Origin of the sequence: Serratia sp. CY84636, assembly GCF_052166245.1 — a bacterium.
Classification (GTDB): Bacteria; Pseudomonadota; Gammaproteobacteria; order Enterobacterales; family Enterobacteriaceae; genus Serratia; species Serratia nevei.
On record NZ_JBJNOX010000002.1, the window covers coordinates 50,733 to 74,970 of the forward strand.

At 59.0% G+C, this 24,238-nt stretch carries 16 protein-coding genes; 8 read left to right on the plus strand and 8 right to left on the minus strand.

Annotated features, from left to right (window positions below):
* The first annotated feature begins 54 nt into the window (after positions 1 to 54).
* The 7 genes from cmoM to ACJ8QI_RS04665 all read left to right on the plus strand — a co-directional run bounded on the left by cmoM (position 55) and on the right by ACJ8QI_RS04665 (position 10,783).
* Complete coding sequence (gene cmoM, locus ACJ8QI_RS04635; RefSeq protein ID WP_015377334.1) at positions 55 to 840, plus strand: tRNA uridine 5-oxyacetic acid(34) methyltransferase CmoM; 786 nt, start codon at positions 55 to 57, stop codon at positions 838 to 840.
* Positions 837 to 2,159 carry a chromosome partition protein MukF gene (gene mukF, locus ACJ8QI_RS04640; protein WP_004928228.1) on the plus strand — a complete coding sequence of 441 codons (1,323 nt, stop codon included), beginning with the start codon at positions 837 to 839 and terminating at the stop codon, positions 2,157 to 2,159. The genes cmoM and mukF overlap by 4 nt, the downstream gene beginning before the upstream one ends.
* Entirely contained in the window at positions 2,140 to 2,868 is a 729-nt protein-coding gene (gene mukE / locus ACJ8QI_RS04645) for a chromosome partition protein MukE (protein ID WP_368906729.1), read from the plus strand. Before mukF ends, mukE begins: the two co-directional genes overlap by 20 nt.
* Entirely contained in the window at positions 2,865 to 7,313 is a 4,449-nt protein-coding gene (mukB, locus tag ACJ8QI_RS04650; protein ID WP_442532141.1) for a chromosome partition protein MukB, read from the plus strand. The genes mukE and mukB overlap by 4 nt, the downstream gene beginning before the upstream one ends.
* 220 nt (positions 7,314 to 7,533) lie before the next feature.
* Complete coding sequence (gene ldtD / locus ACJ8QI_RS04655) at positions 7,534 to 9,342, plus strand: L,D-transpeptidase (protein WP_442532142.1); 1,809 nt, start codon at positions 7,534 to 7,536, stop codon at positions 9,340 to 9,342.
* A gap of 180 nt (positions 9,343 to 9,522) precedes the next feature.
* Positions 9,523 to 10,071, plus strand: coding sequence for a YcbK family protein (locus tag ACJ8QI_RS04660; RefSeq protein WP_025302289.1), 549 nt, complete (start codon positions 9,523 to 9,525; stop codon positions 10,069 to 10,071).
* Positions 10,072 to 10,135: 64 nt separating this feature from the next.
* Positions 10,136 to 10,783: an MBL fold metallo-hydrolase gene (locus ACJ8QI_RS04665; protein ID WP_049195843.1), complete on the plus strand. Its 648-nt coding sequence runs from the start codon at positions 10,136 to 10,138 to the stop codon at positions 10,781 to 10,783.
* Between the two features lie 72 nt (positions 10,784 to 10,855).
* Here the strand turns inward: ACJ8QI_RS04665 and ACJ8QI_RS04670 are convergent, their stop codons facing one another.
* The 5 genes from ACJ8QI_RS04670 to ACJ8QI_RS04690 all read right to left on the minus strand — a co-directional run bounded on the left by ACJ8QI_RS04670 (position 10,856) and on the right by ACJ8QI_RS04690 (position 18,493).
* Positions 10,856 to 12,046: an amino acid aminotransferase gene (locus ACJ8QI_RS04670; protein ID WP_060440276.1), complete on the minus strand. Its 1,191-nt coding sequence runs from the start codon at positions 12,044 to 12,046 to the stop codon at positions 10,856 to 10,858.
* A 245-nt stretch (positions 12,047 to 12,291) separates the two neighbouring features.
* A complete protein-coding gene (gene ompC / locus ACJ8QI_RS04675) occupies positions 12,292 to 13,416 on the minus strand; it encodes a porin OmpC (RefSeq protein WP_311768233.1) in 1,125 nt (374 codons plus the stop codon).
* Positions 13,417 to 13,717: 301 nt separating this feature from the next.
* The gene (asnS, locus tag ACJ8QI_RS04680) at positions 13,718 to 15,118 is read right to left on the minus strand and encodes an asparagine--tRNA ligase (protein ID WP_038874233.1); all 1,401 of its coding nucleotides are present in this window, start codon (positions 15,116 to 15,118) and stop codon (positions 13,718 to 13,720) included.
* Positions 15,119 to 15,331: 213 nt separating this feature from the next.
* Complete coding sequence (gene pncB, locus ACJ8QI_RS04685) at positions 15,332 to 16,537, minus strand: nicotinate phosphoribosyltransferase (RefSeq protein WP_060440274.1); 1,206 nt, start codon at positions 16,535 to 16,537, stop codon at positions 15,332 to 15,334.
* 255 nt (positions 16,538 to 16,792) lie between these two features.
* Positions 16,793 to 18,493, minus strand: a complete 1,701-nt coding sequence (locus tag ACJ8QI_RS04690; protein WP_442532143.1) for a GGDEF domain-containing protein — start codon at positions 18,491 to 18,493, stop codon at positions 16,793 to 16,795.
* A 335-nt stretch (positions 18,494 to 18,828) separates the two neighbouring features.
* On the opposite strand from ACJ8QI_RS04690, the gene pepN reads away from it, so the two are divergent.
* Entirely contained in the window at positions 18,829 to 21,447 is a 2,619-nt protein-coding gene (gene pepN, locus ACJ8QI_RS04695) for an aminopeptidase N (RefSeq protein ID WP_442532144.1), read from the plus strand.
* A 54-nt stretch (positions 21,448 to 21,501) separates the two neighbouring features.
* On the opposite strand, the gene ssuB is transcribed toward pepN, so the two are convergent.
* From ssuB to ssuD, 3 genes are read right to left on the minus strand one after another with little or no spacing between them, the layout of a single operon-like run.
* Positions 21,502 to 22,275: an aliphatic sulfonates ABC transporter ATP-binding protein gene (ssuB, locus tag ACJ8QI_RS04700; RefSeq protein WP_038874242.1), complete on the minus strand. Its 774-nt coding sequence runs from the start codon at positions 22,273 to 22,275 to the stop codon at positions 21,502 to 21,504.
* Positions 22,272 to 23,066, minus strand: coding sequence for an aliphatic sulfonate ABC transporter permease SsuC (ssuC, locus tag ACJ8QI_RS04705; RefSeq protein WP_060440270.1), 795 nt, complete (start codon positions 23,064 to 23,066; stop codon positions 22,272 to 22,274). The genes ssuB and ssuC overlap by 4 nt, the downstream gene beginning before the upstream one ends.
* Before the next feature lie 11 nt (positions 23,067 to 23,077).
* Positions 23,078 to 24,226: an FMNH2-dependent alkanesulfonate monooxygenase gene (ssuD, locus tag ACJ8QI_RS04710; protein WP_060440269.1), complete on the minus strand. Its 1,149-nt coding sequence runs from the start codon at positions 24,224 to 24,226 to the stop codon at positions 23,078 to 23,080.
* Positions 24,227 to 24,238: the final 12 nt, after the last annotated feature.

Sequence of the window (24,238 nt, forward strand, 5' to 3'; positions counted from 1 at the left end):
GAATGGGCGTGCGCTTTGCCGCCGACAAGAATGAGATCAGCGGAGCCGTTGTCCATGCAGGATCGCAATTTTGACGATATTGCTGAAAAATTTGCGCGTAATATTTACGGCACCACGAAAGGAAAAATCCGCCAGGCGGTGGTTTGGCAGGATCTGACCGGGTTGCTGGCGCAGTTGCCGCAGCGGCCGCTGCGCATCCTCGACGCCGGGGGCGGTGAAGGCCATATGGCCTGCCAGCTGGCAGAATTAGGACATCAGGTGTTGTTGTGCGATCTTTCTGGTGAGATGATCCAGCGCGCCGCGCAGCTGGCTGAGCAGAAAGGTGTGAGCCAGAACATGCAATTCGTACAAAGTTCTGCGCAGGATATCGCTCAACATTTGGAACAGCCGGTTGATCTGATATTGTTTCATGCAGTGCTTGAATGGATCGCCGAGCCCGAAGCGGCGCTGCAGGCGTTGTATGACTGCCTGACGCCGGGCGGCGCGCTGTCGCTGATGTTCTTCAACGCCAACGGCCTCTTGATGCGCAACGTGGTGTTGGGTAATTTCCAACTGGTGGATCCCGAGGTCAGGCGGCGCCGCAAGCGTTCGCTGTCGCCGCAATATCCGCACGATCCGCTATTGGTCTACGGTTGGCTGGAACAGCTGGGCATGCGCATCGGCGGTAAAACCGGCGTGCGGGTGTTCCACGACTATCTGCAGAGCAGACAGCTGCAAACACAAAAATTTGAAGAGTTACTGGCGCTTGAACAGCACTATTGCCGGCAGGAGCCGTACGTGAGTTTGGGGCGCTATATTCACGTCATGGCGCATAAACCAAACCTGAAGGACGAACTATGAGTGAATTTTCCCAGACAGTACCCGAACTGGTCGCCTGGGCACGGAAAAATGATTTCTCTATTTCGCTCCCTACGGAGCGTCTCGCATTTCTGCTCGCCATCGCCACCCTGAATGGCGAACGGCTGGACGGCGAGATGAGCGAAGGTGAGCTGGTTGATGCATTTCGCCATGTCAGCAAGGGTTTTGAACAGACGCATGAAACGGTGGCGATGCGCGCCAACAATGCGATCAACGACATGGTGCGCCAGCGCCTGTTGAACCGCTTTACCAGCGAACTGGCGGACGGCAACGCGATCTACCGCCTCACGCCGCTGGGTATCGGCATTACCGATTACTATATTCGCCAACGCGAATTCTCCACGCTGCGTCTGTCGATGCAGCTGTCGATCGTGGCGCAGGAACTCAAGCGCGCCGCCGACGCCGCCGACGAGGGCGGCGACGATTTCCATTGGCACCGCAACGTGTTCGCGCCGTTGAAATATTCGGTGGCGGAAATCTTCGACAGCATCGACATGACCCAACGCGTGATGGACGAGCAGCAGCAGAGCGTGAAAAACGACATCGCGGCGCTGCTGAGCAAAGACTGGCGGGCGGCGATCTCCAGCTGTGAGATGCTGCTGTCGGAAACCTCGGGCACCCTGCGCGAGCTGCAGGATACGCTGGATGCGGCGGGCGATAAGCTGCAGGCCAACCTGCTGCGCATCCAGGACGCGACCCTCGGCAACGTGGAGCTGGGCTTCGTCGACAAGCTGGTGTTCGATCTGCAAAGCAAGCTGGATCGCATCATCAGCTGGGGCCAGCAGGCGATCGACCTGTGGATCGGCTACGATCGCCACGTACATAAATTTATCCGTACCGCTATCGATATGGATAAAAACCGCGTGTTCGCCCAACGCCTGCGCCAGTCGGTGCAAACCTATTTCGACCACCCGTGGGCGCTGACCCATGCCAATGCCGATCGTCTGCTGGACATGCGCGACGAAGAATTGGCGCTACGCAGCGAGGAAGTGACCGGGGAACTGCCGCCGGATCTGGAGTTCGAAGAGTTCAGCGAAATTCGCGAACAGCTGGCGGCAATGATCGAAGAGGCGCTGAAGGTGTATCAGGAACAGCAGATGCCGCTCAACCTTGCAGCGGTGATGCGCGATTATCTGGCGCAATATCCGCGTGCGCGTCATTTCGACGTGGCACGCTTAGTGGTCGACCAGGCAGTGCGCCTCGGTGTGGCTGAAGCAGATTTCTCAGGGTTGCCGGCGGAATGGCAGGCAATCAATGATTACGGAGCCAAGGTCCAGGCCCATGTCATCGACAAATATTGAACAAGTAATGCCAGTCAAGCTGGCCAAGGCACTGTCCAACTCGCTGTTCCCGGCGCTGGACAGCCAACTGCGTGCGGGTCGTCACATCGGTATCGATGAGCTGGACAACCACGCCTTTTTAATGGATTTCCAGGATGAGCTGGAAGAATTTTACACCCGTTACAGCGTCGAGCTGATTCGGGCGCCGGAAGGTTTCTTCTATTTGCGCCCGCGCTCCACCACGCTGATCCCACGTTCGGTGCTGTCCGAGCTGGATATGATGGTCGGTAAAATCTTGTGCTACCTGTATCTCAGCCCCGAGCGCCTGGCGCATGAGGGCATTTTCAGCCATCAAGAGCTGTACGACGAGCTGCTGAGCCTGGCCGATGAGAACAAGCTGCTGAAGTTCGTCAACCAGCGTTCCACCGGTTCGGATCTCGATCGGCAGAAGCTGCACGAAAAGGTGCGCACCTCGCTGAACCGCCTGCGCCGCCTCGGCATGGTCTACTTCATGGGCAATGACAGCAGCAAGTTCCGCATTACCGAGGCGGTGTTCCGCTTTGGTGCCGACGTGCGCAGCGGCGACGATCCGCGTGAAGCGCAGCTGCGTATGATTCGCGACGGCGAGGCGATGCCGGTTGAAACCAGCCTGTCGCTGAACGATGAGAATGACGCTGAGGATCAGCAGGTTGATAACGCTCCTGACGGTGCAGAGGATGAACAGGAATGATTGAACGCGGTAAATTTCGCTCGCTGACGCTGGTTAACTGGAACGGTTTCTTCGCCCGTACCTTTGATCTGGATGAGCTGGTGACCACGCTGTCCGGCGGTAATGGGGCGGGGAAGTCCACCACCATGGCGGCCTTCGTCACCGCACTGATCCCCGACCTGACGCTGCTGCACTTCCGTAACACCACCGAAGCGGGCGCCACCAGCGGTTCGCGCGACAAAGGCTTGCACGGCAAGCTGCGCGCCGGCGTGTGTTACTCCACCCTCGACGTCGTCAACTCGCGCCACCAGCGCGTGGTGGTCGGTGTGCGCCTGCAGCAGGTGGCAGGGCGCGATCGTAAGGTCGACATCAAACCTTTCACCATCCAGGGCCTGCCGACCGCGGTACAGCCGACCGAACTGCTGACCCAGACCGTAGGTGATCGCCAGGCGCGCGTGCTGTCACTGCAGGAGCTGAAGGATCGCGTGGAAGAGATGGAGGGGGTGCAGTTCAAGCAGTTCAACTCCATCACCGATTACCACTCGCTGATGTTCGATCTGGGCGTGATCCCGAAACGTCTGCGTTCGTCCGCCGATCGCAGCAAGTTCTACCGTCTGATTGAAGCGTCGCTGTACGGCGGTATCTCCAGCGCCATCACCCGCTCGCTGCGCGATTACCTGCTGCCGGAAAACAGCGGCGTGCGCAAGGCGTTCCAGGACATGGAAGCGGCGCTGCGCGAAAACCGCATGACGCTGGAAGCGATCCGCGTCACCCAGTCGGATCGCGACCTGTTCAAGCATTTGATCTCCGAGGCCACCTCCTATGTGGCGGCGGACTATATGCGCCACGCCAACGAACGCCGCATCCATCTGGACGGCGCGTTGGCGCTGCGCAGCGATCTGTTGGGCAGCCGCAAGCAACTGGCCGCCGAACAGTATCGTCATGTGGAAATGGCGCGTGAGCTGGGCGAGCAGAGCGGTGCCGAATCCGATCTGGAAACCGATTACCAGGCCGCCAGCGACCACCTGAATCTGGTGCAGACGGCGATGCGTCAGCAGGAGAAGATCGAACGCTATGAAGCCGATCTGGAAGAGCTGACCTACCGTCTGGAAGAGCAGAACGAAGTGGTGGCCGAGGCGAGTGAGCAGCAGGCCGAAAACGAAGCGCGGGCCGAAGCGGCCGAGCTGGAAGTGGATGAGCTGAAGAGCCAGCTGGCCGACTACCAGCAGGCGCTCGACGTGCAACAGACCCGCGCCATTCAGTACCAGCAGGCGCTACAGGCGTTGGAGCGCGCGCGCGCGCTGTGCCAATTGCCGGATCTGACCGCCGACAACGCCGAACAGTGGCTGGACACCTTCCAGGCCCGCGAGCAGGAAGCGACCGAAGCGTTGCTGATGCTGGAACAGAAGCTGAGCGTGGCCGACGCCGCACACGGCCAGTTCGAGCAAGCCTATCAGCTGGTGGGTAAAATCGCCGGCCAGGTCAGCCGCAGCGAAGCCTGGCAGTGCGCGCGCGAATTGCTGCGCGACTGGCCTTCGCAGCAACACCTCGCCGAGCGCGTTCAGCCGCTGCGTCTGCGCCTGAGCGAGCTGGAACAGCGCCTGCGCTCGCAGCAGGATGCCGAGCGCCTGCTGCAAGAGTTTTGCAAACGCCATGGCCAAGAGTACCAGCCGGACGATCTCGATATGCTGCAACAGGAGCTGGAAGAGCGCCTGGAATCGCTGTCGCAGAACGTCAGCGAAGCCGGCGAACGCCGCATGGAGATGCGCCAGGAACTGGAGCAAATCCAGCAGCGCATCCGTGAGCTGACGGCGCGCGCGCCGGTGTGGCTGGCGGCGCAGGACGCCCTGGGCCAGCTCAGCGATCAGAGCGGAGAGCCGCTGGAAAACAGCCAGCAGGTGACCGAATACATGCAGCAGCTGCTGGAGCGCGAGCGTGAAACCACCGTCGAGCGCGACGAAGTGGCGGCCCGCAAGCGTGAAGTGGAAGCGCAGATCGAGCGTCTCAGCCAGCCGGGCGGCGCGGAAGATCAACGCCTGGTCACGCTGGCCGAACGTTTCGGCGGCGTGCTGCTGTCGGAAATTTACGATGACGTCACCATCGACGATGCGCCTTACTTCTCGGCGCTGTATGGCCCTTCGCGCCACGCCATCGTGGTGCCGGATCTGTCGCTGGTGCGCGAGATGCTGGAAGGGCTGGAAGATTGCCCGGAAGATCTCTACCTGATCGAAGGGGATCCGCAGTCGTTCGATGACAGCGTGTTCGCCGTCGAAGAGCAGGACAAAGCGGTGGTGGTGAAGATCGCCGATCGCCAGTGGCGTTATTCCCGTTACCCGGAAGTGCCGTTGTTCGGCCGCGCGGCGCGCGAAAATCGTCTGGAAGTGCTGCATGCCGAGCGTGAAACGCTGGCGGAGCGCTACGCCACGCTGTCGTTCGACGTGCAGAAAACCCAGCGCTCGCACCAGGCTTTCAGCCGCTTTATTGGTACCCATCTGGCGGTGGCGTTCGACGCCGACCCGGAAGCGGAGATCCGCGGCCTGAACGCCCGTCGTGGCGAGATCGAACGTGCGCTGAACAATCACGAAGCGCAGAACCAGCAGCAGCGTCAGCAGTACGAACAGGCCAAAGAGGGCATTTCCGCACTCAACCGCCTGATGCCGCTGGTGTCGTTGCTGAACGATGAAACGCTGCAGGACCGCGTCGACGAGATCCGCGAAGAGCTGGAAGAAGCGCAGGACGCCGCGCGTCATATCCAACAGCACGGCATGTCGCTGACCAAGCTGGAACCGCTGCTGTCGGTGCTGCAGAGCGATCCGCAGCAGCATGAACAGCTGCAGCAGGATTACGCGCAGGCGCAAAGCGTGCAGCGTCAGGCTAAACAGCAGGCGTTCGCGCTCACTGAAGTGGTGCAGCGTCGTGCGCACTTCAGCTACACCGATTCTGCCGGCATGCAGAATGCCAACAACGATCTGAACGATAAGCTGCGCCAGCGTCTGGAGCAGGCGGAAGCCGAACGCGCCCGCGCCCGTGAGCAACTGCGTCAGTATCAAACCCAGTTCACCCAGTACAGCCAGGTGCTGGCCTCGCTGAAAAGCTCGTACGACGCCAAGCGCGACATGCTGAAAGAGCTGAGCCAAGAGCTGGTGGACATCGGCGTGCAGGCCGACGCCAATGCCGAAGCGCGCGCCCGTGCGCGTCGCGACGAACTGCATGCGGCGCTGAGCAACAACCGCGCTCGCCGCAACCAGCTGGAGAAGCAGCTGACCTTCTGCGAAGCCGAAATGGACGGCCTGCAGAAGAAACTGCGCAAGCTGGAACGCGATTATCATCAGCTGCGTGAGCAGGTGGTGACCGCCAAGGCGGGCTGGTGCGCGGTGATGCGCCTGGTGAAAGACAACGGCGTGGAACGCCGCCTGCACCGCCGCGAGCTGGCGTATATGGATGGCGACGAGCTGCGCTCGATGTCGGATAAGGCGCTCGGTGCGCTGCGTCTGGCCGTGGCGGACAACGAACACCTGCGCGATGTGCTGCGCCTGTCGGAAGATCCGAAGCGGCCGGAGCGTAAGATTCAGTTCTATATCGCGGTGTACCAGCACCTGCGCGAGCGCATCCGTCAGGACATCATCCGCACCGACGATCCGGTCGAGGCCATCGAACAGATGGAAATTGAGCTGGGCCGTCTGACCGAAGAGCTGACCACGCGCGAGCAGAAGCTGGCGATCAGTTCGAAAAGCGTGGCCAACATCATTCGCAAAACCATTCAGCGCGAACAGAACCGCATTCGCATGCTGAACCAGGGTCTGCAGGCCGTTTCCTTCGGCCAGGTGAAGAGCGTGCGCCTGAACGTCAATGTGCGCGAAGCGCATGCCACCCTGCTGGATGTGCTCTCCGAGCAGCAGGAACAGCATCAGGATCTGTTCAACAGCAACCGTCTGACCTTCTCCGAAGCGTTGGCCAAGCTGTATCAGCGCCTGAATCCGCAGATCGACATGGGGCAGCGCACGCCACAGACCATCGGCGAGGAGTTGCTGGACTACCGCAACTACCTGGAGATGGAAGTGGAGGTATACCGTGGCTCCGACGGCTGGCTGCGTGCGGAAAGCGGCGCGTTGTCTACCGGTGAAGCCATCGGTACCGGGATGTCAATCCTGGTGATGGTGGTGCAGAGCTGGGAAGAAGAATCCCGCCGCCTGCGCGGTAAAGACATCTCGCCGTGTCGCCTGCTGTTCCTCGATGAAGCGGCGCGTCTGGATGCCAAGTCGATCGCTACGCTGTTCGAACTGTGCGACCGTCTGGAGATGCAGCTGATCATCGCGGCGCCGGAAAACATCAGTCCGGAGAAGGGCACCACCTATAAACTGGTGCGTAAAGTGTTCCAGAACCACGAGCATGTGCACGTGGTGGGGCTGCGCGGTTTCGCCGGCGAGCCGCCGGCGCTGGGTACTGCGCCGGTTGAAACGCCGTAACGCAGAAAAACGCCCTAAAAATCCGAAAATAGCCGCCGCAGGGTGGCTATTTTTTTGTGCGCGTGGATGATAGTCCTGCTTTTTTATCCGTTGAAAAGCGGTTAGTTTAATCACATAAACAGTTATTCGACGCCCGCAGGGCGAAACGGCCTTTCTGTTTGTATACTGAAACTATATGCAGTTTTTGACGTTTTTTTTGTGAGCATACAGGGGGCAAGGGATGTTGCTTAAAAAGGGAAACTCTCTACGACGTTTGGCGCTGAGTGGCGCTATCGCCTGTAGTCTTGTGTCGTCGTTTTCCGCATCGGCTACCGTTACGGCGTTGCCGGTGGCATCAGCAGGCATGTCCGTTGCGCAGAGCCGTTCTGAGCTGCTGGCCGCGTTGCCGCGCGGCATGGATTTGCACTACCTTTCCACGCTGGCACCGCTGTATGCGGCGAATCACATGCAGCCGATGTGGCAGGATCGCGAAGCCGTTCAGCAGTTTCAGCAGCAGCTGGCCGAACTGGCGATGTCCGGCGTGCAGCCGCAGTTTACCCAATGGGTGAAGATGTTGACCGATCCGGCGCTCAGTGAAGCGGGCCGCGATGCGGTGCTGTCCGATGCGATGCTGGGCTATTTGCAGTTCGTCTCTGCCATCGGTGCCAACGGCAACAACTGGCTGTACAGCAATATTCCCTACAAGCTTGGCTTGCCGCCCACCGCGGTGATCAACCAATGGCAGCTGGCGGTGCGCCAGGCGCGTACCCTGAGCTATGTGAATTCGCTCGCGCCGCAGCATCCGCAATACGCCAAGATGCATCAGGCGCTGCGCGACATGCTGGCGGACAATCGTCCGTGGCCACAGGTGGGCAGCGGCCCGAGCCTGCGCCCAGGCCAAATGAGCAACGATATCCCGGCGCTGCGTGAGATCCTGACGCGTACCGGCATGCTGGCCGCCTCGGCGCCGGAAGCGGAGCCGGAACCGGCGGTGGTTTCGGCGAAGAGCAATGAGCCCGACGACGGCGGGCTGACGGTAGACGAAGAGAAAAGCCGCGTGACGGTCAGCCCATCGGCGGCGCCGGTAACGGAGTTGACTGCGGAGCAGACGCCGCCGCAGATTGGCAGCGTGGTGAGTGACAATCTTTATACCAATGAGCTGGTGGAGGGCGTCAAGCGCTTCCAGAAATGGCAGGGGTTGACGGCGGACGGCGTGATCGGCGTGCGCACCCGTGAGTGGCTCAACGTGTCACCGAAAACCCGCGCCGCGCTGCTGGCGTTGAATATCCAACGCCTGCGAATTTTACCGGGGCATGTCGGCACCGGCATTATGGTGAATATTCCCAACTACTCGCTGACCTACTACCAGAACGGCAATGAAGTGCTGTCTTCCCGCGTTATCGTCGGGCGGCCGAGCCGTAAGACGCCGCTGATGAGCAGCGCGTTGAACAACGTGGTGGTCAACCCGCCGTGGAATGTGCCGACCACGCTGGTGCGCGAGGACATTGTGCCGAAGGCGATGCGCGACGGTAATTACTTCCAGAAACACGGCTATACGGTGCTGTCGGGTTGGAGCAACGATGCGGAAGTGATCAACCCGTCGATGATCGACTGGAGCATGGTTTCTGCGCGCAATTTCCCGTATCGCGTCCGTCAGGCGCCGGGTGCCACCAACTCGCTGGGGCGCTTCAAGTTCAATATGCCGAGCTCGGACGCCATCTACCTGCACGATACCCCGAACCACAGCCTGTTCCAGAAAGATATCCGTGCGCTCAGCTCCGGCTGCGTGCGGGTGAACAAGGCTTCCGATTTGGCGAATATGCTGCTGCAGGACGCAGGCTGGAACAACAGCCGCGTGTCTTCCACGCTGAAAGAGGGGAATACCACTTATGTGAATATTCGCCAGCGTATTCCCGTAAAACTGTATTATCTGACCGCCTGGGTTTCGGATGACGGCCAACCGCAATTCCGTACAGATATTTACAATTATGATAATACGGTGCGATCGGGCGCACAAATTTTGGCTCAGGCCAAAAAATTAATGCAGTAAATGCAGTAATTATAAATAAATAACGGTCAGAATGTTTGGCTATACCGCAGGCCCTCGTCGCCGGGGGCCTGTAAACCTAGGCGTATCGCGGGTTGACTCAGCATACGCAGGCGGTTATGGTTCGGACAGTGCGCTGCTTTGTGCATTTATTTTGACATTCTTGCCGGGTTTAACAGAGTCATGGACAAAATTGATCATCACCGCCGTAAATGGCTGGCGCTAGGTGGCGCCGCTATGGGCATAGCGCTGCTTCCAGGGCAGGCGTTTGCCAGTCTTTCCACCGCTCGACCGCGTATTTTAGTGTTGAATAACCTGAATACCGGTGAATCTATTAAAGCCGAGTTCTTTGACGGCAAAGGTTACAATAAAGAAGAGTTGGTGCGGCTAAATCATCTGTTCCGCGATTATCGCGCCAACAAGGTTAAATCGATCGATCCCCGCTTGTTTGATCACCTCTATCGCCTGCAGGGGCTGCTGGGCACCAGCAAGCCGGTGCAGCTGATCTCCGGATACCGTTCCGTAGATACCAACAACGAACTGCGTGCGCATAGCCGCGGCGTGGCCAAGCACAGCTACCACACCAAAGGCCAAGCGATGGATTTCCATATCGAAGGCATCCAATTGAGTAATATCCGTAAAGCGGCGTTAAAAATGCGCGCCGGTGGTGTAGGATATTACCCACGTAGCAACTTCGTACACATCGATACCGGCCCGGTTCGGACCTGGTAATCGCTGTGCCATCAGTGAATAACGCCGCCCCTTGCGGATGCGGCGTTATTGTCGTTGGAGCCTTATGAAATACCATCTTATTCCCGTTACCGCCTTTAGCCAGAATTGCAGCCTGATTTGGTGCGAAAACACGCAGCAGGCGGCGTTGGTCGATCCCGGCGGTGAAGCCGAGAAAATCAAAGCGGAAGTCGCGCGGCAGGGGGTGACGATCACTCAGATTTTGCTGACGCACGGCCATTTGGATCACGTCGGTGCGGCGGCGGAGCTGGCGGACCATTATCAGGTGCCGATCTACGGCCCGGATAAAGAAGACGCGTTTTGGCTGGACGGTTTGCCGGCGCAGAGCCGGATGTTTGGACTGGAAGAGTGCGCGCCGCTGACGCCGACCCGCTGGCTGTTGGAAGGCGATGAGATGCAGGTGGGCGAGATGACGCTCAAGGTGCTGCACTGTCCTGGGCATACGCCGGGCCACATCGTCTTTATCAATGAGCAGGCGCGTTTGGCGCTGGTGGGCGACGTGCTGTTTAACGGCGGCGTGGGGCGCAGCGACTTCCCGCGCGGAGACCATCAGGCGCTGATTGCCTCTATTCGTACCAAACTGCTGCCGTTGGGCGACGACATGCGCTTTATTCCCGGCCATGGCCCGATGTCGACCTTCGGCCACGAGCGCCAGACCAACCCGTTCCTGCGCGAAGAGCCGGCGGTGTGGTAACGATTATTTCCCGGCAGGAAAAATCAAGGGGCGCATAGAGCGCCCCTTTTTTTATGACCTGCGTCGATGCTTTTAGAGCACGGCGACGATGGCTTCACACAGCGGCGCCATGTTGTCCGGCGTCATGCCAGCCACGTTCACCCGGCCTGAGTTCACGGCGTAGACGCCGAACTCTTCGCGCAGACGCAGCACCTGTTCTTTGGTCAGGCCGCTGAACGAGAACATGCCGTTCTGCTGGATGATGAAGCTGAAGTCCTGCTGCGCGCCTTTCTCCTGCAGGGTGTTCACAAACAGCTGACGCATGCGGTGAATACGCTGGCGCATGTCGGTCAGTTCCTGCTCCCACATCGCGCGCAGCGCGTCGTTGCCCAGAATGGTGGCGACCACGGCCGCACCGTGTGACGGCGGGTTGGAATAGTTGGCGCGAATCGCCGCTTTCACCTGGCTGAAGGCGCGATCGGCGGTTTCGGCATCGGCAGCCACAATGGTGCAAGCGCCGACGCGCTCATTGTACAGACCGAAGTTTTTCGAGTAGGAACTGGCGACGATCAGCTCTTTATGTTTGGCGGCGAAAATACGCAGGCCCTGCGCATCCTCTTCCAGTCCATTGGCGAAGCCCTGATAAGCGAAGTCGAACAGTGGCAGCCAGCCGTTGGCGACGGAAAGTTCGGCCAGCTGCGCCCACTGCTCCGCCGTTGGATCGATACCGGTCGGGTTATGGCAGCAGCCGTGGAACAGCACCACATCGCCGGCCTGCGCCTGTTTCAGGCTGTTCAGCAGGCCGTCGAAATCCAACGCGTGGTTGGCGGCGTCGTAGTAGGCGTATTCCAGCACTTCCAGGCCCACGGCGCTAAAGACGTTCTTGTGGTTCGGCCAGCTTGGGTTGCTGATCCAGATGCGTTTGGCGCTGGTCTGGTTAGCGATAAAGTCTGCCGCCACGCGCAGGCCGCCGGTGCCGCCTGGCGTCTGTGCGGTGCGCGCGCGACGATCGGCGACGATCGGGCTCTCTTTGCCGAACAACAGCGCTTGCGTGCAGCTGGCGAACGCCGGGATGCCCTCAATACCGAGATAGTTTTTGGTGGTCTCATTTTCCAGCAGATACTGCTCAGCTTTTTTTACGCTGGTCAGCACCGGGGTTTTACCGGTTTCGTCTTTATAAACGCCAATCCCTAAATTGATTTTATTCGGGCGGGCGTCGGCGCGGAAAATGTCGGTCAGGCCCAGGATCGGGTCGGCGGGTGCGGCGGTGATTTTTTCAAACATGTCAGGTGCTTCCAAATCTCGGAGTTAAGCAGACAGAAGCATCAGGGTAACGCCAGTTACCGGCTTTGCCAACCGTTTGCGACAAAAACACCGCGATCTTGCGAAGGGGGAGTATTAGGCAGAAAAAATGATGGGGAAGGAGAAATTGGCAGAATAAAAAGTTACCGGCTGACACAAACAAAAACAGGGCCGAGGCCCTGTTTTTTTAACTTAGCCGACGGTAAACCGCCGTTAAGCGAGACAACTTAGAACTGGTACACCAGACCAACAGCTACGATATCGTCAGTAGCGGTGCCGGTTGCTTTGGTGAACGCGTTGTCATCCAGCAGGTTGATTTTGTAATCAACGTAGGTGGACATGTTTTTGTTGAAGTAGTAAGTGGTACCAACAGAAACATATTTAACCAGATCCTGGTCAGAACCCGCGCCTGGGACGTTCAGGTTTTTACCTTTAGACTGCAGGTAAGACACTTCTGGACGCAGACCGAAGTCGAACTGGTACTGAGCAGTCACTTCGAAGTTCTGAGTTTTGCTGGCGAAGCCGCCGCATTTTTCAGAAGCAGCACAGGTGTTAGTGAAGTCACCGCCGCCGAATGGAGTCATGTTACGGGTTTCTGCGTACATGGCCGCCAGGTAAACGTTGTTGGCGTCGTATTTCGCGCCCACGGTCCATGCGTCAGCCTTGTCGCCACGCTCGTTGGAACGCAGTTTCTGATCGTCGGTACGGTTGGAAGAAGCGTATGCAGCGCCGAAGCTTACGCCTTCGCCGATGTCATAAGTAGAGGCGATACCCCAGCCGTCGCCGTTCTGTTTCTTAACGTCACGACCGTCGTTCTGGTTCTTGCCCTGGTATTGCAGAGCGAAGTTCAGGCCGTCAACCAGACCGAAGAAGTTGTTGTTACGATAGGTCGCAACGCCGTTGGTACGGCCGGTCATGAAGTTGTCGGAGTTGGTGTAGGTATCGCCACCGAACTCTGGCAGCATATCGGTCCAGCCTTCCACGTCGTACAGTACGCCGTAGTTACGGCCGTAGTCGAAGGAGCCGTAGTCAGCGAATTTCAGACCGGCGAAGCCCAGACGGGTTTTGGTACCTTCGGTGCCCTGAGACTCGGAGTGGTTGGACTGAACGTTGTATTCCCACTGGCCGTAACCGGTCAGTTGGTCAGTAATTTGGGTTTCACCTTTGAAGCCAAAACGAACATAGGTCTGATCGCCGTCATTACCTTTGTCTTTGGAGAAGTAGTGCAGACCGTCAACTTTGCCGTACAGATCCAGCTTGTTGCCGTCTTTGTTGTAGATTTCAGCTGCGTTTGCTGCACCAGCAGCCAACAGAGCCGGGATAACCACTGCAAGAATGTTGCGCTTCATCATTATTACCCTCATTGGTGTTATTCGGACACCTTTGCCACTGCCGCCAATAATTCTTTGGGAACTATTGTTGATAGATTGGTGTCGTCCTGTGTCTGAACGCAGTGTTCCATTCACAGGCGGGTTAATCTAGGACGAAAATGATACCAATGTCCCAATCAGGTTGCAAAGAGAAAGTATGTGTAACCAAATGTAATTTTTAGGGAACTTTGTGACGTGCGTCAATATTAAAAAATGCGAAAGGCCAGCGATGCTGGCCTTTGTTTTGTAACGAAATCGTTTAAAAAACGTTTGATCGTATAAATTAGAAGCTTGCGTTACGTGGCGTGCGCGGGAATGGAATCACATCGCGCACGTTTTGCACGCCGGTGACATAGGCGATTAAACGTTCAAAGCCCAGGCCGAAACCGGAGTGCGGCACGGTGCCGTAGCGGCGCAGATCGCGATACCACCAGTAGTCTTCTTTATTCAGCCCCATCTCTTCCAGACGCTGGTCGAGCACGTCGAGGCGTTCTTCACGCTGCGAGCCGCCGATGATTTCGCCGATACCCGGTGCCAGAACGTCCATGGCCGCGACGGTTTTGCCGTCTTCGTTCATGCGCATATAGAACGCTTTGATGTCTTTCGGGTAGTTTTTCACCACCACCGGCGCCTGGAAGTGTTTCTCAGCCAGGTAACGTTCATGCTCGGAAGAGAGATCGATGCCCCAGGAAACCGGGTTTTCGAAGGTTTGGCCCGAGGCCAGAAGGATCTCGATGGCGTCGGTGTAGTCCACCTGGGCGAAATCGGAAGAAACGAAACGCTCCAGACGAGAGATTGCGTCTTTATCCACGCGCTCGGCGAAGAATTTCAGGTCATCGGCACGTTCATCCAGCACCGCCTGGAACACATACTTCAACATGCTTTCGGCCAGGCCGGCAACGTCGTCCAGCGTCGCGAAGGCCACTTCCGGCTCGATCATCCAGAATTCCGCCAGGTGGCGGCTGGTGTTGGAGTTTTCGGCGCGGAAGGTGGGGCCGAAGGTGTAAACCTTGGACAGCGCACAGGCGTAGGTTTCGCCGTTCAGCTGGCCGGAAACGGTAAGGAAGGCTTCTTTACCGAAGAAGTCTTCGCTGAAGTCGACGGTGCCCTTGTCGGTGCGCGGCAGGTTTTCCAGATCCAGCGTGGACACGCGGAACATCTCGCCGGCGCCTTCGGTATCGGAGGCGGTGATCAGCGGGGTAGATACCCAGAAATAGCCGTTTTCATGGAAGAAGCGGTGGATTGCCTGCGCCAGGGTATGACGCACGCGCGCCACGGCGCCAATCAGGTTGGTGCGCGGGCGCAGGTGGGCCACTTCGCGCAGGTATTCGATGCTGTGGCGTTTGGCCGCCATTGGGTAAGTGTCCGGATCGTCGACCCAGCCGACCACTTTGATCGCGGTGGCCTGCAGTTCGAAGCTCTGGCCTTCGCCCGGTGAGGCAACGACCTTACCGGTCACTTCAACCGAGCAACCGGTGGTCAGGTGCAGTACTTCATCCTGATAATTCGGCAGAGAATTATTAACGACGGCCTGTAACGGATCAAAGCAGGAACCGTCATAGACGGCCAGGAAGGAGATACCAGCTTTTGAATCTCTCCGGGTACGTACCCAGCCGCGTACGGTGACTTCACTGTCAACCGCAGCACGACCTTGCAGTACGTCGACTACAGGCACTACGCTCATAGATTTCTCTCTTTAATAATTTGGTTTAGAAATAGCTTACAACCCAAGAATATGGGGGTAATGGCTATGTTACTTGCCGCGGTGCAGAGCACAAGCAGAAATCATCGGATTGGCGCAACATTTATCGCGGCTGGCCGAAAAGAGGGCGTTCGGGATAAAAACAAAAAAGCCGGCGCGTGAACCGGGCCGGCTTTCTCTCTATATAAAGAAGGATCAGCTGGCTTTCTTCACCAGCGGCAGATCGAAGGCTTTGCGCAGGGCCCTGACGAACGCCTGATCCTGACAAATGGTTTTGCCGGGGCTGTCGGAGAGCTTGGCCACCGGTTTGCCTTTGCACTCGACCAGTTTGATCACGATATTCAGCGGCTTGACGCCGGGAATATCGCAGGTCAGGCGCGTGCCGATGCCGAATCCGAGGTTGATGCGTTGATAGAAGTGGCGGTAGAGCGCCAGCGCTTTGTCCAGATCCAGGTTGTCCGAGAACACCAGCGTTTTGCTCATCGGGTCGATGCCCAGTTTCTCGTAGTGGGCAATGGCCTTTTCACCCCACTCGACGGGATCGCCCGAATCGTGGCGCAGCCCCTGATAACGCTCGGCGAACTGAGGGCCGAAGTCGCGCAGGAAGGCATCCATGGTGATGCAGTCGGTAAGCGCGATGCCAAGCTGGTCCGGGTATTCATCCAGCCAGGCTTGCAATGCGGCGCGCTGGCTGTTGGCCAGCACCGGGCTTATCTGCTGGTGCGCCTGGAACCATTCATGCGCCTGCGTGCCGACTGGCGCCAGGCCGAGCTGGTGAGCCAGATCGTAATTGCTGGTGCCCGACAGGTACGGGAATTCGGCCTGCAAGGTGCTGACGATGGCCTGCTGAACGCCCTGAGAGAAACGGCGACGGGTGCCGAAGTCCATCAGCTTGAAGCGCGAAAGGTCCAGATCGCCCGCCAGCGTCTTGAACTGTGCCAGCTTGGTCTGCAGATGTGCCACCGCCTGTTCCGGCGTCACCTGCGCAGAGCGGCGGCGATGTACTACTTCGCTGATCACCGCCAGCAGCGGCACTTCCCACATGATCACTTCGCGCCACGGCCCGGCGATGCGGATGTGCAGCTTGCCGTCGCGGTTCTCGACGATCACCTGCTGCGGATCGTAGCGGAACGTCCGCAGCCAGTTCAGATAATCCTGACGGAAGAAGGGCAGGCCCGAGAGATAAGCGAACTCGGCGTCGGTCAGCGCCAGCCGGCTCATCAGCGCCACCTGCGCGCGGATCTCGTCGGCATATTCGCCCAGCAGTTCGTCTCCGCGGCAGCGGAATTCCGCCGCCACGCTGATCGCGGGATAGCGATGGAACACTGCTTGCTGCATATGAAGCTTATAAGCATCGGTATCAAGCAGTGATGTCAAAATCGGGGAAGCGTATTGAGTCATAGCGCGTTACAGCATCCTCGTCAGGCGCGTGTCCAAATCCGGATAATCATAAAAGTGGGGGTGGAGTATACCCGGATTATCCTGTTATTGAAGGTGCATCACACCATAAATCACCAAAGCGGGTCGAGGATTAAACGTGCCTTTATGGCGGCCTGGCGGCGGCGGGGAAGAAAAAAAGCCAGATATGCCTGTAAGGTGAATGACTTAGCCTAATTAGTCATAAAAATTATAATGTTAATTATTTTAAACAGCGAATCAGATAAACCCGATCTGAGTGTGTACGCTGACCCGATCCTTGCCGTTCTTTTTGCAAAAATAGAGCGCTTCGTCCGCCTGTTTGATCGCCGCCTGCAGCGCGGTGAACGCGTTGACCGGCGCAATGCCGCAGCTGGTGGTGAAACGCACTTGCCGTCCGTCGGTCAGATTTAGCGTCAGGCGATGAGTACGGGTGCGCAATTGCTCCATGATGTCCCGCGCGTTGTCCAACGAACAGTTGCCCAGCAGCACCGCGAACTCTTCGCCGCCGTAGCGGCAGAAAATGTCGCTGGCGCGGAACGCGCGTTGCAGCAGGTGGCCGAATGCCACCAGCGCCTGGTCACCTACGTCGTGGCCATAGCTGTCGTTGAGCTGTTTGAAGTTGTCGATATCGATCAGGCAAAAGGCCTGTGGATAGCTGCTGTCACCCAGCAGCTGACATTCAAGGAAGAATTTACGGCGGTTATAAATATTGGTGAGCGGATCGAGGAAGGAAGAGGCCTCGAGCTCTTTAATCAACAGTTGCTTCTCACTTTCCAGCGAGACCTTGTCCAGCTGGTATTGCCTGAGCTGCTGAATGGCGTCGCTGATGGCGATCAGTTCCTGGCTGTAGAAGGCATCATTGCGATCGATATTCATCTCGCCGCGCGACAACCGAACGATATTGTTGTGGGTCTTGGTCAGCCAACGGTTGATGTTGGTGCAGAACACCAGCGCCGGCAAAATGAACAGCAACACCACCAGGCCGGCGAGCGCGATCATGCCGTAAATGGTGGTCTGGCTATCGTAAATTTTGTGACGCGAAGCGACGGTTTCCAGCTCGAAGCTGCGTTGATACAGCGCCTGCGAAAGCCCGCTCAGCTCGTCGACATAGCGCGAAATAAGCGCTGCGGGATAGGGTTTTTGAGTATTGATGGCGGTGTATAACCCATCGGTGATCTGCTTGAGTCGTTCGGCCGACACCAGGGTGAGCAACTGATTGACGAGCTCGGTGGTTTGCACGTCGTCGTAGTTGATCTTCATGAAGATCAATCGGGTGCTCAGCGCGTTCAGCACGCCGGTCAACTGAATGGACTTCAGGTAGGCGTCTTTGCGATCGAGCGGGTTGACGTTGACGTCGATAATCTGATCGCTTAACTCCGTCAGTGACATATTCAGCCGGTTGTTGAGGCGAATGGCCTCGAGAAACATAAAGGAATCGGTATCCACCATCCGGGTATCGTAGGTGTAGCGGTAATAGCTCTTGCTGGTTTGCGAGATGTAATAGGCGCTGTTGATGTTGAACAGATTGGCATTGGCGTTGTTGACCTGCGAAAGCTGCAGGTTGTCGTTATCCAACAGCTGTTCCATCAGGCCGATCATCGACAGCGCGGCGATTTTTTGCCGCACCCCGAGCTGCCTGGCGACCGGATCGTTCAGATGCTCGCGGATCCGGGTAATTTTCTCACGCGCCACCCGATCGGCGGCCAAACATTGCGCGCGGGTGATTTGCGGATCGATCAGGCTCAATCGTTTGAGGCGGTGAGCCTGCAGCGAAGCCTGGAAGGCCTCGGAGATTTCTTTGGCGCGATCGATCTTATACAGGTTGAGCTGGTTATCGCGGTAGTCGGTATGGGCTTCGAGCAGCTCCTCGACGATGAAAAGCGAGAAGGAGGTCATCAGGCACAGGGTAAAAAAATAGATTGCGTATTTGATTTTCATAGTGCGAGTCATCCCTGGGCCTGATTCGGCAATTATATCACTATGCCGCCTGTGCCGCCTCAACTATGCCGGCGAGCCCGGACGGCAGTTTTTTAGCATTAAATGCTGATTTCTATTTAGCCATTGGTCACCCGCGCTGTCGTCTGGCGGGCGATTTATGATTTGCCTCTGATTTCTCTCTCGTGGTCGCCCGGCGGCTCTGGGCTTTTCGGCCAGCTGTGATACAGTTTATTCACAATCAGGTCCGCCGTGCGCCGCAGGGGAACACACCAGCTGCGGCGCGGAGGAGAAGAGCGGCCTGCACCTATAACTCACTGAGACGTTTAAGGGTTTTTATGACACAACAGCCACAGGCAAAATATCGCCACGATTATCGCGCGCCTGATTACACCACGACCGATATCGATTTGGACTTCAGTCTGGACGCGGAAACCACGCGCGTGACCGCCGTCAGTAAAATCAAACGTCAGGGCACGGCCGGCGCCCCGCTGGTGCTGGATGGCGAAGATCTGACGCTGGTGAGCATTCAGGTCGACGGTCAACCGTGGAGCGCCTATCGTCAGCAGGATAACCAGCTGATCATCGAAGAGTTGCCGGCACAATTCACTCTTACCATCGTCAACGACATTCACCCGGCGAAAAACACCGCCCTGGAAGGGCTGTACCTGTCCGGCGATGCGCTGTGCACGCAATGCGAAGCCGAAGGCTTCCACCACATTACCTATTATCAGGACCGCCCGGATGTGCTGGCACGCTTTACTACCCGCATCGTGGCCGACAAGGCGCGCTATCCGTTCCTGCTGTCGAACGGCAACCGCATCGGCCAGGGCGAATTGGCCGATGGCCGCCACTGGGTGCAATGGCAGGATCCATTCCCGAAACCTTGCTACCTGTTCGCGCTGGTAGCGGGGGACTTCGACGTGCTGCGCGACAGCTTCACCACCCGCTCCGGCCGTAAGGTCGCGCTGGAGCTGTTCGTCGATCGCGGCAACCTGGATCGCGCCGACTGGGCGATGACGTCGCTGAAGAACTCGATGAAGTGGGACGAGACCCGCTTCGGCCTGGAATACGATCTCGACATTTATATGATTGTGGCGGTCGATTTCTTCAATATGGGCGCGATGGAGAACAAAGGGTTAAATATCTTTAACTCCAAATATGTGCTGGCGAAGGCGGAAACCGCCACCGACAAGGACTACCTGAACATCGAAGCGGTGATCGGCCACGAATACTTCCACAACTGGACCGGTAACCGCGTGACCTGCCGCGACTGGTTCCAGCTCAGCCTGAAAGAGGGGCTGACGGTGTTCCGCGATCAGGAGTTCAGTTCCGATCTGGGATCGCGCTCGGTCAACCGCATCGATAACGTGCGCGTGATGCGCGGCGCGCAGTTCGCCGAAGACGCCAGCCCGATGGCGCACGCCATCCGCCCGGACAAAGTGATCGAGATGAACAACTTCTACACCCTGACGGTGTATGAAAAGGGTTCCGAAGTGATCCGCATGATGCACACCTTGCTGGGGGAAGAGAACTTCCAGAAAGGGATGCAGCTCTATTTCGAACGCCACGACGGCAGCGCCGCCACCTGCGACGATTTCGTGCAGGCGATGGAGGATGCGTCCAACGTCGATCTCTCGCGCTTCCGCCGTTGGTATAGCCAGTCCGGCACGCCGCTGTTGACGGTACGCGACGAATACGACGCGGAAACTCAGCAGTATCGCCTGCATGTCAACCAGAAAACCGCGCCAACCGCCGATCAGCCGGAGAAGTTGCCGCTGCATATCCCGCTGGATATCGAACTGTACGACAGCGAAGGCAACGTCATTCCACTGCAAAAGGGCGGTCTGCCGGTCAACAACGTGCTGAACGTCACCGAAGCGGAGCAGACCTTCGTGTTCGACGGCGTGGCGCACAAGCCGGTGCCGTCGCTGCTTCGCGAATTCTCCGCGCCGGTGAAGCTGGACTATCCGTACAGCGACCAGCAGTTGACCTTCCTGATGCAGCACGCGCGCAATGAATTTGCGCGCTGGGATGCGGCGCAGAGCCTGCTGGCGACCTATATCAAGCTGAACGTGGCGCGGCACCAGCAGAAGCAGCCGTTGTCGCTGCCGCTGCACGTGGCCGATGCGTTCCGCGCGGTGCTGCTGGACGAAAAACTGGATCCGGCGCTGGCGGCGCAGATCCTGACGCTGCCGTCGGAGAACGAAATCGCCGAGCTGTTCGCCACCATCGATCCGGAAGCGATCGCTGCGGTGCACGAAGCGATAGTACGCTGCCTGGCGCGTGAGTTGGCCGATGAGTGGCTGGCGGTGTATCACGCCAACAAGACCGACGGCTACCGCGTGGAGCACGCCGAGATCGCCAAGCGCGCCTTGCGCAATGTTTGCCTGGGCTACCTGGCGTTCGGCGAAGATGTGGCGCTGGCGGATCAGCTGGTGAGCGAACAGTATCGCCAGGCGGATAACATGACCGATTCGTTGGCGGCGCTGTCCGCCGCGGTCGCGGCCCAGCTGCCGTGCCGCGATGCGCTGCTGGCGGCGTTCGACGAGCGCTGGCATCAGGATGGCCTGGTGATGGACAAATGGTTCGTGCTGCAGGGCAGCAGCCCGGCGGCAGACGTGCTGAGCAAGGTGCGTGCGCTGTTGCAACACCGCTCGTTCAGCCTGAGCAACCCGAACCGCACCCGCTCGTTGATCGGCGGCTTCGCTTCCGGTAACCCGGCGGCGTTCCATGCGGCGGACGGCAGCGGCTATCAGTTCCTGGCGGAGATCCTCAGCGATCTCAACCAGCGTAACCCACAGATCGCCGCGCGCCTGATTGAACCGCTGATTCGCCTGAAGCGTTACGACGCGGGCCGCCAGGCGCTGATGCGCAAGGCGCTGGAACAGTTGAAAGGGTTGGAAAACCTGTCCGGCGATCTGTACGAGAAGATCAGCAAGGCGCTCGACGCCTGATTTTTCACGCTGAATAGATCAAGGGACGGCTTTTGCCGTCCCTTTTTTATCCGTTCAATTCGCCGCCTGGCGCGGGCTGGCCCCGGTAGCCGGCGGCGATAATACCCGTTCCAGCACTTCGGCTTCCAGTTCCGCCAGCCGGGCCGAGCCTTTGCGGCGCGGCCGCGGCAGATCGAGGGAGAGATCCAGCCCGATGCGCCCCTCTTCGATCAGGATCACCCGATCCGCCAGCGCGATGGCTTCACTGACGTCATGCGTGACCAACAGCACGGTAAAACCGTGCTGTTGCCACAGCGTTTCTATCAGCCCCTGCATCTCGATGCGCGTCAGGGCATCCAGCGCCCCGAGCGGTTCGTCCAACAGCAGCAGGCGAGGGCGGTGGATCAGCGCGCGCGCCAGGGCGACCCGTTGCTTTTGCCCGCCGGACAGCGCCGCCGGCCAGTCGCGGGCGCGATCCGCCAAGCCGACCGCGTCCAGCGCCTGCAGCGCCGCATCGCGCCACTGGCCGCGCAGCCCCAGCCCCACGTTGTCGATCACCGTTTTCCACGGCAGCAGGCGCGCATCCTGAAACATCAGCCGGGTATCCTCTTTAACGGCGGCAAGCGGCGCGTTGCCGCTGAGCAGCACGCCGCTGCTGGCCTGTTCCAGGCCGGCCAGCAGGCGCAGCAGGGTGCTTTTGCCGCAGCCGCTGCGACCGACCACCGCCACGAACTGCCCGGCGGAGATGTGCAGCTGAATATTGTCCAGCACCGTGCGGTTGCCGTAACCTTTGCCGATGGACTCCAGCGTCACCGGCGTGCCTTGCGCAAGGCGAGCGGGAAGGGTCATAGTGCTTCTCCCTGTTTCAGTTGATAGGCCGGATGCCAGCGCAACCAGACGCGCTCCAGCAGCTGCGCGCCCACGTCCGCCAGCTTGCCGAGCAGGGCGTACAGCACGATGGCCACCACTACCACATCGGTTTGCAGAAATTCACGCGCGTTCATCGCCAGATAGCCGATGCCCGAATTGGCCGAGATGGTTTCGGCGACGATCAGCGTCAGCCACATGAAGCCAAGAGCGAAACGCACGCCGACCATAATCGACGGCAGCGCGCCCGGCAGCACCACCTGTGTAAACAGGCGGAAACCGCTCAGGCCGTAGCTGCGGGCCATCTCCAACAGGCCGCGATCGATGTTTTTGATGCCGTGGTAGGTATTGAGATAAATCGGGAACAGCGTACCGAGCGCCACCAGAAAGATCTTGGCGGATTCATCGATGCCGAACCACAGGATCACCAACGGGATCAGCGCCAGGTGCGGCACGTTGCGGATCATTTGCACCGAGCTGTCCAGCAGGCGTTCGCCCCAGCGCGACAGCCCGGTAATAAAGCCGAGGGTAAGCCCGATGCTGCCGCCGATGGCAAAGCCGATCAACGCGCGCTGGCTGCTGATGCTCAGATGCTGCCACAGTTCGCCGCTTTGGCTCAGGCTCCAGAAGGCGGCCAGCACTGCGCTCGGCGCCGGTAAAATGCGGTTGGACAGCCAGCCGGTTTCGACAGCGATCTGCCAGAGGATCACCAGCGCCAGCGGCAGCGCCCAGGGGGCCAGCCGATATAGGATGCGTTGCGCGTTCTTTGCCATCGGGGCACTCCTCAGCTCTGCGACACTTTTTGCGGAACATAGATGTTGGCCACCACTTCGCCCTGCGGGCGCACCGGCTGAAGGCGCGCGGGCGTTTCCTCCTGCGCCAGATCGAGGTGCGGGAACAGCAGTTCGCCGACGCGGTAGGCCTCTTCCAGATGCGGATAGCCGGAGAGAATAAAGGTGTCGATGCCCAGATCGGCATATTCCTGCATGCGCGCCGCGACCGTCGGGCCGTCGCCCACCAGCGCGGTGCCGGCGCCGCCGCGCACCAGGCCGATGCCGGCCCACAGGTTCGGGCTGATCTCCAGGTTATCCTTTTTGCCGCCGTGTAGCGCCGCCATGCGCCGTTGGCCGACGGAGTCGAAACGCGCAAAGGCCTGCTGCGCGTTAGCGATGGTTTCCTCATCGAGGTGCGCGATCAGCCGGTCGGCGGCGCGCCAGGCCTCTTCGGTGGTTTCACGCACGATGACATGCAGGCGGATACCGAAGCGTACCTGGCGGCCTTTCGCCGCTGCTTTGGCGCGCACCTCTTCGATCTTCTCTTTAACCTGCGCCGGCGGCTCTCCCCAGGTGAGATACAGTTCTACCTGTTCGGCGGCCAGATCCTGCGCGGCGGCGGAGGATCCGCCGAAATAGAGCGGCGGGCGCGGCTGCTGCACCGGCGGGAACAGCAGTTTGGCGCCTTTCACCTGAATATGCTTGCCGTCGAAATCGACGGTTTCGCCTTCCAGCACCCGGCGCCAGATATGGGTGAACTCGGTTGAGGCTTCGTAGCGCTCTTCATGGCTCAGGTGCAGCCCCTCGGCCGCCAGCTCTTCCGGATCGCCGCCGGTGACCAGATTGAACAGCGCACGCCCATTGGACAGGCGATCCAGCGTCGCCGCCTGGCGCGCCGCCAGCGTAGGGGAGATGATGCCCGGCCGCAGCGCGACCAAAAACTTCAGCCGCTGGGTGACCGGGATCAGCGAGGCGGCCACCAGCCAGGAGTCTTCGCACGAGCGGCCGGTGGGGATCAGTACCCCACCGAATCCCAGCCGATCCGCCGCCTGGGCGATCTGCTGCAAATAACCGTGATCGACGCTGCGCGCGCCCTGTGCGCTGCCAAGATAGTGGCCGTCGCCGTGGGTGGGTAAAAACCAGAAAACGTTCAGGCTCATCGTTAATCTTCT